This window comes from Prevotella pallens ATCC 700821 (genome assembly GCF_000220255.1).
In the GTDB taxonomy this organism is placed as follows: domain Bacteria; phylum Bacteroidota; class Bacteroidia; order Bacteroidales; family Bacteroidaceae; genus Prevotella; species Prevotella pallens.
Genome location: NZ_GL982513.1, coordinates 1683712 through 1699673, shown reverse-complemented (window position 1 = coordinate 1699673; position 15962 = coordinate 1683712). Strand labels below are relative to the sequence as shown.

4 protein-coding genes are annotated in these 15962 nt (G+C 46.3%); all 4 read left to right on the top strand.

What is annotated here, in order from left to right; genetic code table 11:
* Positions 1–263: 263 nt before the first annotated feature.
* Positions 264–3041, top strand: coding sequence for a T9SS type A sorting domain-containing protein (locus tag HMPREF9144_RS06605; RefSeq protein ID WP_218916165.1), 2778 nt, complete (start codon positions 264–266; stop codon positions 3039–3041).
* An 8-nt stretch (positions 3042–3049) separates the two neighbouring features.
* A complete protein-coding gene (locus HMPREF9144_RS06600) occupies positions 3050–12994 on the top strand; it encodes a toxin TcdB middle/N-terminal domain-containing protein (RefSeq protein WP_006045140.1) in 9945 nt (3314 codons plus the stop codon).
* 4 nt (positions 12995–12998) lie between these two features.
* A complete protein-coding gene (locus HMPREF9144_RS06595; protein ID WP_006045139.1) occupies positions 12999–13259 on the top strand; it encodes an Imm32 family immunity protein in 261 nt (86 codons plus the stop codon).
* A 119-nt stretch (positions 13260–13378) separates the two neighbouring features.
* Positions 13379–15904, top strand: coding sequence for an RHS repeat domain-containing protein (locus tag HMPREF9144_RS13780; RefSeq protein WP_006045138.1), 2526 nt, complete (start codon positions 13379–13381; stop codon positions 15902–15904).
* Positions 15905–15962: the final 58 nt, after the last annotated feature.

Here is a 15962-nt window from a genome sequence, read left to right as displayed (position 1 = left end):
TATTGCACATTCTGAGTTATCCACTTTTTAATGCTTATTAATTTTACAGGCCCATGAGACGATATTTACTCCCATTGTCCGCCCTTGTTGTTTTTGCTGGTATGGCTATTTCCGTATCCGCCCAGGTTCCAAGGGCAAGAATTGCCCCCGAAGCATGGTTCCGGACTGTCCCTACCTCATCCTCATTGCTAGGAACTTATCATTGGATAGACCTTTCGGGCGATTCTGTAACAACAGTTTCTCGAAACAGAAACAATCCCACATTGGTAAATACTAATGCCCTTCCCTTCTCAGACACGCATAGTATCAATTTTCATCCTGCGCTTAGGTTTTCAGGCTCTATCTTCCAAAAGGAACTGGCACTATCCTACAGTTCCCTTGCCCAAGGAACTGTCATCGGAATCTTTGCCCCCATAGCAGCCACCTCCTCCTCTGATGCGGCACTTTTTGGCTTAAAGGGACGAAATGGAGAAGAAGCCCTGGTAGGAAAGGATAAGGTACATTATGCCGGCAGTGGAGCATATCTTGACTACGGCAAAGCACAGGGAGAAGACCTGCTTTATGGCTCTGCCGAGAAAGAAACCAAACCAGAATTTCTGGAACGTTTCCCCAGGGTTGTTTCCTATATGTGGGCTAACCGGCCTGTACATTCCGTTTGGGGTGAGCCGAAACACTCGTTAGTCACTGTCGGAAGTGCTCCCGGACATAGAGATACTCGGTTCAGCCAGTCCTATCTTGATATGACAAGAGACGTGGCATCCTTTGATGGGTATATCCCAGAGTTCATTGTTTTCAACCGTATGCTGACACCTGCAGAGCGGCTCCGTGTTGAAAGCGGTCTAGCCCTACGCTACGGTCTAACCCTCTATAGTTCCTATCTTGACAGCCGAGGAAACCTTCTTTGGGACTTTGCTATCAACAAGACTTACCATCACAGGGTAACTGGCATTATCCGTGACGATGAAAGCAGCCTGTTGCAGACACTTTCTTCGACTTCCTACGAAGAATCTCCAAATTATACAACGGAGAAGAATACAGGGAGCTATTACCAGAACAGTCCTTATGATTTGCCCTCTTCCAAACGGACACTTGTAATAGGACGGGAGTACGGAAGTCCGCTTCTTTCCGGGAACTATCTCATCTGGGGTGATGACGGAAATAGGATGAACTTCCATACAGTTGGTCCGGACAGCCTGCTGCACCTGCTTGACAGGACCTGGCTTGCACGGACAAATATTACGGAGAAGGTTGATACATCCGCTGCCAGATGGTTCTCCCAAGATTTCAAGATTGTCCGCAGCGGGTTCACCGATGCCCTCATACGCAGTGGTGATGGGACAGAAGCAACGGCAGTCTCCGCCCTTCTCTTCGGGACGGAAGGTTCTGTGGAATTGGTCTGCCCAGCCTCCTTTCCTTCATTCGACATCGGATATACCACAGTCTCTGAGAATTCCTGCAAATACGGTTTCCGCATAGTTGCTCCAACAAGAATTCAAGTCATTGAAGACGGGACGCTCAGGAAAACCATTCCTGTCAGTTCGATATCAGGAAAGCGTCTTCTTGTTAGGAAAAGTGGGAATTTGGTCTTCTTATCCGTAGATGGGGTGGGAAATGACCATCTATGTGTGAATATCCAGGAAAATCCCAATATTTCCGAATCCGCTTCCTGCAGGGCTGTCATCAAAGCTGTAGCCTCTGGTGTTCTTTCACTTTCCGATGTCCGTGTTACGGGTACATCGGTAACGGGCAATATGGCGGAGTTGAGTTACGCACTGCTCAAGGACAAAGGACGGGAGTTCTTCACAGGCAGGATACCCCTGTTGATTATTGATCCCACGGGAAGCGGAGACTTCACTTCTGACAATATACGTTTCGTCAGAAGCTCCTCCACAGACCATACTCGTGAGAAAATCATTTTCCGCAATGTCTTCCTTGATACCGACGGCAGCGGCAGTGACATTTTCTCTTTCGGCTATTACGACGGACTAAAGGCGTCCATCCTTCCACATGACACACACTGTAAGAACGGCACGTCTTTGCCGGACGGCAGTATCAATATAGCAATAGAACTGGGAACACCTTCCTATACCTATCGGCTAAAGGCTGCTGAAGTTCCTGGCCTTTCGCCGAAAAGCATTGTCCGTGAAGGGACGTTCAGTGATGATATTTTCACTATTGGGCATCTTTTCACGGGGCTTTATGAGCTTACTTTGGCACAGGGAGGAAGCAATAGTATCTCTTCCGCCGGTACCCCGTTGTTTCGCAGCTATTCTGAAGATCCAAGGAGTTTCCGCACAGGAAGTATGTCATGGGTACACCCTGACCTGTCCTCAAATGTGCGCATCGGAATATTGCAAGCTGGCAGTTCTTCTAAATCCGTAAGATATGGTTTTGAGGTACGAAGCGACAAGGTGCGAATCATCCAGAATGGCAGAATCGTTCCTCCGGCTTACACCATCTCCACGGGGGATTCTCTGGGTATCCGCCTAGACGGTAACGGCGTATCCTATTATATTAACGGAAAAGATATAAAGACCCTGAAAGAAAAAATTGCCGAATGGAGTGCCGTGGTCAATTACGGTGCTGGGAAATCCCACGTTGTGGCATTCAAGGTTTCAGGTGCACATGTCCCCGAGTTTAACTCAAACGTCCCCACAGCAGTTGAAAATGTCGGGGTATGCAGTATCACCCGGCAGGTACGTGTCGGTAGCGAGTGTGGTCTTCCGTCCGAGGTCCTTTCCCCACTTGAAACACGGAGTGAAGCAAAGCCTAAACCAGCAGTACTGAGAACAGAAGCCTATGACGATCGTTTCTTCGTTTCACAGGACGGTGACCTCACTCTCTATACAAGGCTACTGACGGAGACCTCTGAGGCAGCAACCCTCATGGTGTTTGACGTTGCAGGTCATCTTCTGTCCGAAAAAGCCTACGGACAGGGAACCGAACGAATACTTCGGGAAATTGTTCCCGCTCCTGGTGTTTATATAGTAAAGGCGATTACACAAAACGCCGAGCATACACAGAAAATCATCATAAAATAGCGACAACTATGAAACAGACGCTCACTTTGGCATTAGTCGCTACGATCGTGACAGTGTCCGCTATTGCCGTTGCGCAATACCAACAAGACGATTCTCTTGCAGCACAGGAGAAGGGTACAGAAAACATTTATATGGTTTCTTCCGGGAAAGTTCAGGCTATGCCCGGACAGCTTTTAGGAAAGAAAAAAAAAGGGAACAAGATATCCAAAGGGGAACTGCCCCGAGAGGAACATTCCGAAAAACATGGAAACGATGTTCCTGCGGGGCTTGGAAGCTCCACGTCGTTTGCTACACCAAACAGCGGAATTGTCGGCATACCTGACGGACGAGTGTCAGACAATCCCGAAGACAACCTTTTCGAGATTACTCTTGCCAAGGTTCCTTCCAATTCACGGGTATGGCTTGTTTATGACCTAAAGGGTGTATCCTCTGCATCGGGCGTAAGCAAGAGTATCAACGACCGTCCGGGAGTGGGCGGTTATCTTACGGCACTATCCAAGGAATGGAAGACCGTTCGGGAGGAAATCAGTCCCTCTTGGGTTAAGGCAGGTAAGAACACCATCTTGTTCACGCTTCCTTCTGATGCGTCTTACAGTTATAGCGTCAGGAATGTCCGCATAGAGACCTCCCCGCTCGAAAAGATACAAGAATCCATTGTGTTCTCGGAGCATCCGACAGCATACGGTTCTTTGGCATACGTCCATGGATTTATCCGTGGCAAAGCTGATGGGATTACTATATCAGGACAAAAGATAACTGTCAGAAATGGAGAGTTCGAAGGTGTAGTTCCTGTTAGCACAGGTCAATTGTCTCTCACGGCTTCGGTATCAGGTAAGAGCGTAAACAAAACGCTTTCTGTTGCACGGAATAGCAAAGCTGATTTCAGCCGTGCCTTTGTTTCTGCTGGAACAGCGGTTGGAAAACAATTCCTTGCCCACCAATCCGACAGCCTTGTCATAGCCGGCAATACGCTCTCCGTTGCCAAGGGCGAAATTTCTAAAACGGGGAAATACACCATTACAGCACTTCGTGAAACGGATATCCCCGCCTTGGACTATGGTATGACCAATGTGACGGCACGTGACGAGGGGTATCGCTTCTTGCCTCACGGCGAACACTTTGCTGGGAAGGGTGCGACAGTCAAAATCAAGTATGACCGCACAAGGATACCAAGCGGTTTTACAGAAGACGATATCAACACCTACTATTTCGATAAAGAGACAAAACATTGGGTGGCTCTCGAAAGGGTGAAAGTGGACAAGGCTTCTGCCTGTGTGGTATCAAAGACCACTCACTTTACAGATATGATTAACGGTGTCATCAAAGCCCCCGAATCACCACAGACCGACGGATTCACACCAACAATGATGAACGACATCAAGGCAGCGGATCCGACATCAAAAATCAATCTCATTACACCTCCTACAGCCAACAACCGAGGTTCTGCCAATCTTCAGTATGCCTTTGAAATGCCTCCCGCACGCAATGGTATGGCTCCTTCTTTGGGCATACAGTACAGTAGTGAAGGCGGTAGTGGATGGCTTGGAGAGGGTTGGAATCTCTCTGTTCCTTCTATTACGTTGGATACTCGCTGGGGTGTTCCAAGATACGATACAAGTAAAGAAACCGAGACTTATTTGATGTCGGGTTCTATGCTTTCCACGATGGGTGACGACGGCAAGATGGGTGTGGCTCACCGTGGTGAGAAGATGAACCGAAAAGCGGACAGACAGTTCTACACTCGGCAGGGAGGAGACTTCAGCCGTATTATCCGAAAGGGTAATTCTCCTACCGACTATACTTGGGAAGTAACCGACAAACAAGGAATCAAATATATTTATGGTGGAGAAGGTGCCGTTCTCAAAGGTACCATCACCGATGCAAGCGGTCAAAGCCGTGAAGTGATTACCGAATGGAAGCTCAAACGTGTGGAAGAAACACACGGTGATTATATCGAATACGTCTATGAGACAGCCGACGAACCTGTTCGTGGTGGACTTGTAGCAAAAGCCATTTATCTTAAGGAAGTACGTGCTGGTAATAGCGGACAAGCACCCCACACAGTGGTTGTCTTAGAAGGCAGTAAACAGAAACGACTCAAAAACAACAATGCAAGATATGGCTTCCTAACCTCATCGAATCGTTTGTTGGAGAAGCTAACGGTGAATTTCCAAGGAAGTACGCTCCGCAGTTATGCCTTTACCTATAGCGAGGGTGCGTTCAACAAAGATGTGCTTACGGGTGTGAAGCAACTCGACGACAAAGGTACAGAAGTGTCTTATCAGAATTTTGACTATTATGATGATGTACAGGCTGCTAAGGGGTATGTGCCTTTTAAGGAAAAACAGGAAACATGGAATACGCACAACGACCATTTAGGTGCAGGCTTCTTGAATCCATTACAATTTGTCAGCAAAGCTTTTTCTGACAAACCCAGTGCCCTTGGTGGAACAACGAGTTTCTCCCTTAGTGGATCATTTTATGCCGGTATCGGTCCGATGGATGGAGATAAATGGAAAGGAAATACCATAGGCGCATCTTACGGGTATTCTTTGGATAAGAGCAATGGAGTCTCTACATTGGTGGATATTAATGGTGATGGGCTTCCTGATAAGGTCTTTAGAAAAGGTGGCGCACTTTATTATCGTCCCCAAATACCGACTTCGCAAAATAGTGAAGTACTATATGGAGAAGATGTGCGTATTGTAGGAGTCTCTGGTTTCTCCAAGATAACAAGTTCAACCCATAATGGAGGGGCAAAAGCCACTGTTGGTTATCAGTTATTCACGGCAGAAGTAGGTGTTGATTTCTCTTCGACCAAAACCAAGACAACGGAATACCTTTCAGACATCAATGGCGATGGCCTCGTAGACTTGGTTTTCAACAAAAAAGTGTATTTCAACCATATTGAGTTCGACAAGCAAGGTAAAGCCATTCCTGTTTTCACCCTCAGCAGTGCTGATACGCCGAGTCCGATTATCTACAGTGGTAAGTTAGATGCCTCTGTCATCAAGGTAGATCCTGCAGAGCAGGAAGAACTGATTAAATCCTCTCCTATGGAAGATATGGTACGTGTATGGCAGGCACCTAAAGATGGAATCATCAGCATCTCGGGTACAGTTAGTTTGATTACTCCAACAGGCGAATACGATACCGATGAGTATGCTCATGCTGATGGTGTGCGCGTAGCCATTCAAAAAGGTCGTACAGAACTTTGGAATAAGAAAATTACCAAAGGAGATGCAACGGCTTATAATGCTACGGCACAGAATATCACTGTCAAGAAAGGCGACCGCATTTATTTCCGTGTCCAGTCTGGTACGGAGGAAACAAGCAACGGTGCCTTTGACAACGTGAAATGGGCGCCTGTCATTACCTATACAGGTGCGGCAGAAACACTCCCCGGCGGATTATCTACCACTGTTTATCAACCTCAGGAGGGTGCCATTTATGATGCCAGTACACTGACCAATGTGGCAGAGAGTGCTTCTTTGAACCTGTCAGGCAAGTTCACCAAACCTGTCACCACGGATGACGTTACGCTTAAAATCATTGCTTCAAACAGTGAAACAGATAGTATAGGAAACAAGAATCCGACATATCAGCGTAAGGTAATCTATACCCGTACCTTTGCATGGAAAGAAGCATTTAACGGAGAAATTCAACAAACAATCCCTAACCCTGATGGCTTGACAAATCTGAACTTTGAAATCAGTTCTTCTTCTAATGTGGACTGGTCGAAAATAAAGTGGACACCACAAATAGAGACCATAGGCAAGGATGGTAGCAGGCAGCGTACGGCAGGGGCAACCCATTATGTTCTCTTTGCTGACATGGTCAGTGAAGGTAAGCCAGTAGTACTTGCTTCCAATGTTTCAACCCTGACAGTTACTCCGAGTATCACGATGCTACCACCAACGGCAAACGGAATGGTGACGATGACTGTCAAGACTGTAGATAAACTGCTGGGTAAAAAGACTTACACGTTCAGTGGTGGCAGTCTTTTAGGAGATCCACTGATAATTACCGGTATCAGTGCAGGCAAGATATGGATAGATTACTCTTATTCAGGTAACATCTCAGGTCAGACAGTAACTTCTGCAGCTACTGTCAGTGGCATAGGAACGGTACTGGCAGGTTTCTATGCTCAGACAGAGAACAAAGGCTTCGGCACAATGTATCGTGGTTGGGGTGGCTTTGTCTACAATGCTTCCGAAGGTAGGTATGGCAAACCTATTGATGAATCACTGTTGAAGCTCCCCGATAGCAAGGATGCCAAGATAAATCCATTAACCATGCCATTTACCCCCATTGGAACAGATCAAATGACCTTTGCACGCTGGATTGGTCAAAATGAATTCATTTATCTGACGGCAGATGCAATGGGGACTGCTCGATTGGGTGAGCAGCAAGTCATATTGACAAATCCTTTAGAAGGTAGTACAGAAACAGCGGCACTTACAGGAGATTGTTTGCAAGGAACAGGAGCCACTGCTGTGACACTGGTATCAACCAGCAAAAGTACAGTCAAGCAAGGAGGTAGTATGGGAATTACCTACAATGAAGCAGGAGGAACGTCAACAACAGATGTAACCATGACGGATATGAATGGCGACGGTTATCCAGACATCATCGCAGGCGGTACTATTCAATACACCAACACTCAAGGAGGTCTCAGCGGAGAGAAATATAGTGGCATGGGTAAAACCACAGGGAAACATAGTTCCAAAGCATGGGGAGCAGGCGGAAAACCTGTCGCTTCCGGTGTAGCACTCTTGGATATGATGACACCCTACAAAGGCGGTTCTACTGGTACGCAAATGAATACTGGGCTCAAAAAAGCTCTCAATAACCTGCGTACATCTTTCCTTGCCAAAATATCCATATCTGGTAACATTCCTGAGAATACAGAAGATGCTGTAGAAACATTCATGGACATCAATGGGGATGGACTCCCCGATAAAATTCTGACTGATAGAAGAGTTCGATTGAACCTTGGATATTCGTTTACTGATCCTATAGCATGGGATATAGACCGCTTACAGGGCGGAAAGACAAGATCTTACAACATAAGTATAGGTGCTGGTGATACGATTTTTGCAAAAAAACATATTACAGAAGATAAGAAAAGTATAGTAAAAGCTTCGGGGAGTATTAGTGGAGGAGTTGGTTTGGTATCCTCTCGCGGTGTAGAAGAATATGATTTGATGGATATCAATTCCGATGGCTTGCCCGATAAGGTCTGGATGACAGACGATAAAGTCTTTGTCGCCTTGAATAAAGGAGACGGATTTACCGATGGCATTCTCTGGAAAGGAACCTCGTTGTTGAGTGAGAACATCTCTACAGCAGAATCAGTTAATGGAGCATTTACCTATACGATTTTCACTCCTATGCCTACTCCAGTTATCAAAATTTGTTTGAATCCTGGCACAAGCACAGGACACTCCATCAACCGTACAACCTACGCTTTGCAAGATGTGGACGGCGACGGCTACCTCGACATTGTGGAATCCGATAAGGAAAGTGAACTGAAAGTAACCCGCTCTGCCATCGGCAGGACGAACATGCTCAAGAGCGTGACCAACTCCCTTGGCGGAACCTTTACACTGGACTACGAACACAGCACGCCTACCTACGGCCTGCCCGGTGGTAAATGGGTAATGTCGTCCGTAACCATTGACGATGGTATCCGTGATGATGGACCGATGATGAAGACGATGTTTGCCTATTCAGATGGACAGAAGGATCGCCACGAGCGTGAATTCCTCGGTTTTGGAAAGGTCGTAACCAAGAATATCGACACCGAACAGGGAGAATCCGCAGTCTATCGTCAGGCTGTGCAGCTCTATGATGTGTCCACCTACTATGCACAGGGCAATGAGCTTGGAACGTCTGTAGAGGATGCCAAAGGCAACAAGTACACCGAGACACGTAATGAGTACGACGGCTACTACCTCACTGCCAATGGCGACAAGTACACTTTCACCAAGCAGACCAAGCTCTGTAGCGACCGCGCCTCTGCCTTCGTACCGCTACGCTATACCGCCAATAAGCAGTATGAGGGACAGGCAACTGGTATCACCACCTCTGAGGCTTGGAACGAGTATTACCTCACAGGCTATCACGGAGAGCTGAAGTCCTACAAGTTCAGTGACAAGGGCAAGTTGGGTGCTGACGGTTCGGGTAAGTTCGACTACCAAACCGCAATACAATATGCTCACAATGATAACAAACATATCTTCGGGCTACCTACCAATGTAACCGTAACGGGCGGTGATGGTAAGACTTATCATCAAGTATCTGCGACTTACGATTTGAACTATGCCGACCATATTACACAGATTAAACAACAACTCGGAAGCGGCGAAGCCGTCTCTGATTATACTTATGATGCTTACGGCAACATCATCAAGACCACGCTTCCTGCTAACAGCAAGGGACAGCGCATGTGGTACACCTACCGCTATGAGCCGGTGATGAATATGTATGTGGAGCGCATAGACGATGCATTTGGCTACCGTAGCGAGGCTGCCAACTTCGACTACCGCTATGGCATGGCACTCCGCCGTATGGATCTCAACCACTTCTATTATGAAACGGATATAGACAACCTCGGACGTGTGAAAGCTGTGCGCGGGCCTAATGAGTTGGCAACAGGTGTGCCTTACATCATTGCCTTTGACTATCAACCTAAGGCTACTTTCGGCACCAACGGCATTACAGTGCCTGCTTACGCAGTGACGAAGCATTACGACATACAGCACCCAAGCGATGATATGGAGACCGTAACCTTCGTGGATGGCTTCGGGCATCCCGTTCAGGTGAAGAAAGACGGTGTGGTTACCACAGCTTCTAAGGGTAGTGCTCCGAAAGACGAGACCGTGATGATTGTCAGCGGACGCAATGTCTATGATGCTTTCGGTCGTGTGGCTAAGGCTTACTACCCTGTAACCGAAGCAGTGGGAAACAAGACAACTTTCAACAAGGCTTTTGACAACGTGTCGCCAACCGTAACGGTTTATGACGTGCTTGACCGTGCTATGAAAGTAACGCTTCCGGACAATGCTGAGACCAAGACGGAGTACTCTACGGACGCAGGTAGCAATGCACTCGTAACGACTGTAACTGATGCGTTGGGTAATCGTCAGGCAACTTATACCGATGGTAGTGGCAAGACGGTGAAGACCGAGCAACTCAGCGGACCTGACGGTATCATTACCACTTCCTTCGAGTATGATGGCATCGACCGATTGGTCAAGGTAACAGACACCGAGGGCAACGTAACGACATCCGTCTATGATATGGGCGATCGTCGCACAGAGGTAAATCACCCTGCAAGCGGTATCACCACCTTTACCTACGATGCCTTGGGCAATGTGCTCACCAAGCAAACAGCCAACCTCAAAAAAGAGGGTAAGACCATCAATTACGAGTACGATTACGGTCGTCTGACAGCGATTAACTATCCCGACCATCCGGAAAACAACGTGAAGTACCATTACGGTGGTATCAACTCTTCTTACAACCGAATTGGCAGATTGATGCTCCGTGAGGACGGTAGTGGCGCTATCGAGTATTACTACGGTAAGATGGGTGAGGTCTTGAAGACGGTGCGCACGCTGATTGTGCCAAACCAGGCTGTGGCAACCTACGTAACACAGTGGAAGTACGACAGCCACAACCGCCTCTTGGAAATGATTTACCCTGATGAGGAGAAGGTAACCTACGGCTATAACCTCGGTGGGCAGGTAGACCACGTCCGTGGTTACAAGTCCTATGGCTACGACTATGTGAACAAGATAGGTTATGATAAGTTTGAGCAGCGCACCTATCTGAAGTATTGCAACGGAGCGGAAACGTTCTACAGTTACGACCCTGCACGCAGACGGTTGCAGAACCTCGTGGTGAATGCTAAGGCAGGCACCATCATGGACAATGCCTACAGCTACGACGCAGTGAGCAACGTGCTCGGTATTAAGAACAATGCTCCACTCCCACAGAGTGGAAAGGCAGGCGGACAGATGAGCCATAGTTATACTTATGACCCACTATATCGTTTGGCAAGCGCAACGGGAACTTATAAGGGAACGGACAATAAATCCGCTTCTTATACGTTATCTATGGGCTATGACAACATGCATCGTATCACGAGCAAGAAGCAACATCTCTCGCAGACAGGTGTGCAGTTTGACGGCACGCTCAACGCAGGCTACGAACTCGCTTATACTTACGGCAAGGATGCGGGCAGAAAGTTCCAGCTTGACAATGTTCGTGATATTAACTACCGAACGGAAGAAACTCCTACGGAGAGTACCAATATCAACAACGGACACAAGTACACCTATGATGCCAACGGAAACCTTGTCTACATCAACACCTCTCGTGTAAAGAAAGACGGCAAGGAGGATGAAAAGGCAACCGAGCAGAAGTACAGGTGGGACGAGGAGAACAGACTCCTTGCAGCCGATGAGAACGGTTTTGTGAGCAACTATTGGTACGATGCCGATGGCGAGCGCACGGTGAAAACCAGTGGCGAGAATGAAGCTATTTATGTGAACTCCGAGTTCTCTGGTGGCAACACAGGTACGGCACGCTTCAGCCTTTATGTCAGTCCATACCTCGTTGCTGGGCAAGGTGGCAAATATACGAAGCACATCTATGTAGGCAGTCAGAGAATTGTCAGCAAACTGGGCGACTTGGCTTCTTATGGCGCAGACCCAAGACGAATACCGTATGCAGGCAATGAGGCGGATGGCTTGACTATCAACTACAAGGATAAGTACAACCAGCAGTTACAATCCATTAAGGATAACTACAAGACGTTTGACTTGCCATACAACGGTAAGGACAATGACGACTATGTGAATGGTCAGGGTTTCTGCTGCAACGACGGCACGCCGGAGGCTGCACAAGCCCGTGCGATGGCACGCACAAGAGCTGCAAATGGCAACTTTAAGCCCAACGACGACTACGAAAAGATGCAGTTCTACTACCATCCTGACCATTTGGGTAGCAGTAGCTACATTACCAATCTTGATGGAGAGGTGGCGCAGCACATCGAGTATGTGCCATTTGGAGAAGTGTTCATAGAAGAACGCAACAATACGTGGAACACGCCGTACCTCTTCAACGCTAAAGAGTTTGATGAGGAGACTGGTCTGTACTACTATGGGGCACGCTACTATGAACCACGACTCAGTCTATGGATATCAGTAGATCCAATATCAAATTATGATCCTCGAAACAATGAAAATTATTTAGATGGAGAGCATAATTTGGGTGTATATAATACGTTTAATCTTGCTCCATATGGGTATTGTTATCAAAATCCTATACGATTAATAGACCCGAATGGGAAACAAGTTGATGCAGTGGATTTCGTCCCATTTTTGGGTAGCGGAAGAGATATCTATAGAGGCTTTAGGGATGGTGATATCTTAACTGGAGCCATAGGAGTTGGCGGGTTAATTGCTGATGTATTTACCTTAGGTTCAGGGTCTGTAGTTACTGGAGGAATAAAGGCTGGCGTAAAGGCTGGCGTAAAGGCTGGCGTAAAGGCTGGTGTAAAGGCTGGCGTAAAAACCGCAGTAAAACAAGAAATAAAGCAAGCCGCTAAAACTGAAACTAAAGTTGCGGCTAAGGCGTTAACTCAAGCATCTAAGCAAGGGGTTAAGTCTGCTTCGGAGTTAGGTATTAAAGATGGAATGAAAACGACATCAACCAAAGCTTTAGAGTTAGGACAAGAATTCCTTGGGAAAGGCTACCGAGAAGTTGGTCCTGATAGATATGTTTCAGCCGATGGAAAACGAGTGTTCCGCATGGGTGACAATGATATTTTAGGTAAACATGGAGGTGGACCTCATGTGAATTTTGAAACACTGAAGCCAAATCCCAACAAACCTGGAAAGATGATGGTTGATCAAAATTATCATGTTTTCATAACCGAATAATAGAATGAAAAAAGTCACATTAAATGTTCCGAATTATTCCCCTGATACCGGAGTGGCACTCAATTGGGAAGGTAATTTCACAATTAAGGTCTCCGATATAAATGGGAGCGTCTCAATTGAGGCTAATACCGAGGGATTAGTTTCTTTAGCAAATCACTTGCTAAATTTATCCCAATCATCGGTTCCTATAGGAACTCATCTTCATCTTGATGAGTACAACTCTCTTGAAGAAGGATCTTTAGATTTAATAATCGAAAAGATTTGATTCCAATAAGTCTGTTTATGGGTCTGACAATACGATCCATAAACAGATTTATTGTTAAATCAAAATCTGTTTACCTTTCCTATACTTATACTATATGTAGAATTTAACGCCTTGTTGTTGTGAACGTTAGTGTCAATATATATATACAGGCTTTCGTCGCGGAATATTTATCTGGTCGCAACGCCTCTCAGAATCGTATCGGTAGATTGATGCTCCGCGAGGACGGAACAGGTGCCATTGAGTATTTCTATGGCAAGATTGGCGAGGTGACGAAGACCCGCCGCACGATGATTGTGCCTAACCAGGCGATAGCAACCTACGTGACGCAATGGACTTACGACAGCCACAACCGTCTGTTGGAGATGATTTATCCTGATGAGGAGAAAATCACTTACTCTTACAATCTCGGTGGTCAGCTTGAAAAGGTCCATGGCTACAAGTCATACGGCTATGACTATGTGAGCAAGATTGGCTATGACAAGTTCGAGCAGCGCACCTATCTGAAGTATTGCAATGGAGCGGAGACCTTCTATAGCTACGACCCTGCACGCAGACGATTGCAGAACCTCGTGGTCAATGCCAAGGCAGGAACCATCATGGACAATGCCTACAGCTACGACGCTGTGAGCAACGTGCTTGGTATTAAGAACAATGCTCCACTCCCACAGAGTGGCAAGGCAGGCGGGCAGATGAGCCATAATTATACTTATGACCCACTATATCGTTTGTCAAGCGCAATGGGAACTTATAAGGGAACGGACAATAAATCCGCTTCTTATACGTTGTCTATGGGTTACGACAACATGCATCGTATCACGAGCAAGAAGCAACATCTCTCGCAGACAGGTGTACAGTTCGAGGGCACGCTCAACGCAGGCTATGAACTCGCCTATACTTATCAAAAGGCAGATGGTAAGAAGTTCCAACTCGACAATGTTCGTGATATCAACTACCGCACGGAAGAAACTCCTACGGAGAGCACGAATATCAACAACGGACACAAGTACACTTACGATGCCAACGGAAACCTTGTCTACATCAACACCTCTCGTGTAAAGAAAGACGGCAAGGAAGATGAAAAGACAACTGAGCAGAAGTACAGGTGGGACGAGGAAAACCGCTTATTGGCAGCCGATGAGAACGGCTTTGTGAGCAACTATTGGTACGATGCCGATGGTGAGCGTACAGTGAAGACCTCAGGCGAAAACGAAGCTATCTATGTGAACTCTGAGTTCTCGGGTGGCAACACCGGTACGGCACGCTTCAGTCTTTATGTCAGTCCATACCTCGTGGCAGGGCAAGGTGGCAAGTACACCAAGCATATCTACATTGGCTCACAAAGAATCGTCAGCAAGCTCGGCGACCTCGCCAGCTATGGTGCAGACCCAAGACGTATCCCGTATGCCGGCAATGAGGCGGATGGTGTAACCGTAGACTATAAGGCAAAATATAGTCAGCAACTGCAATCCATTAAAGACAATTACAAGGCGTTTGACCAACCTTATAACGGTAAGGACAATGACGACTACGTAAATGGTCAGGGCTTCTGCTGCAACGACGGTACACCGGAGGCTGCGCAGGCAAGGGCGATGGCTAAAACGAATGCCAGCACACGTGCTGCTGTAGATAATAATTTCCATGACAAGGACACTTATGAAAAGATGCAGTTCTACTACCATCCCGACCACTTGGGCAGCAGTAGCTACATTACCAACCTTGACGGAGAAGTATCGCAGCACATCGAGTATGTACCGTTCGGAGAGGTGTTCATCGAAGAGCGTAACAACACTTGGAACACGCCTTACCTCTTTAATGCGAAGGAATTTGATGAGGAGACGGGGTTGTACTATTATGGTGCGAGGTACTATGAGCCGAGGTTGAGTTTATGGATGAGTGTGGACCCTTTAGAGTGCAAACACCCTGAAATCTCCACATATTGTCAAGCAAATAATAACCCTATTAAATATATAGATCCAGATGGTCTTGATAATTTTATCATAAATGAAGTCAGCGGAGAGATTATTCGACAAAAGACAGATGGAAAAACTCACAGTTTTTATCTCTCTGATGGGAAATCAAATGTCCTTGTTGGTGCTTTTGAGTATAATAAAAAAGACTTAATCGGACTAAGTGGAAGAATATCTTTTACAAACACAAAAGGAGAATCTGCTGCATTTGCAGTAAAGTCTGGATCTGAGAATAAAAGTTTTATTTCTTCTAATGCTTTGGCGGCATTGATTGGAGCGGTTGGAACAGTCGCATTTTCAGATATAACTATAAATCAATTTAGTTATAGTGATGGTCGCTCACCAGCACCAAGTGTATCGCATAAAAATGGAAAAAATGGTGACTTACGTTATTTGCGGACTGACAAGTCAGGGAGTCAGACCGATGTTGGGTCTAATAATTTTGATGAACAAAGAGAACAAGCATTAACAAATGCGCTCTATAAGTTTGGCTGGAAGGATATGATTTCAGAAAAATACAATAATAAATTATTGCCTCATACAAGTTCTGCAAAAAATAGGGGAATAAGAAGTAATCATTCCAATCATTTGCACTTACAAGGATTCAAACCCAATATAAAAACAGTAGAGTATATAAATGCTCTTCCTGAAGTAGTTGTTATTGGAAAACGAAAATGAAAAAAACACTTCTTATATTGATTATTTTATCACTCCCCTTGATATCTAAGGGGAGTGA

Excerpts from the sequence above, each read along its gene's own strand:
- HMPREF9144_RS06595 (WP_006045139.1), top strand. The coding sequence starts at position 12,999 with ATGAAAAAAGTCACATTAAATGTTCCGAATTATTCCCCTGATACCGGA.
- HMPREF9144_RS06600 (WP_006045140.1), top strand. The coding sequence starts at position 3,050 with ATGAAACAGACGCTCACTTTGGCATTAGTCGCTACGATCGTGACAGTG.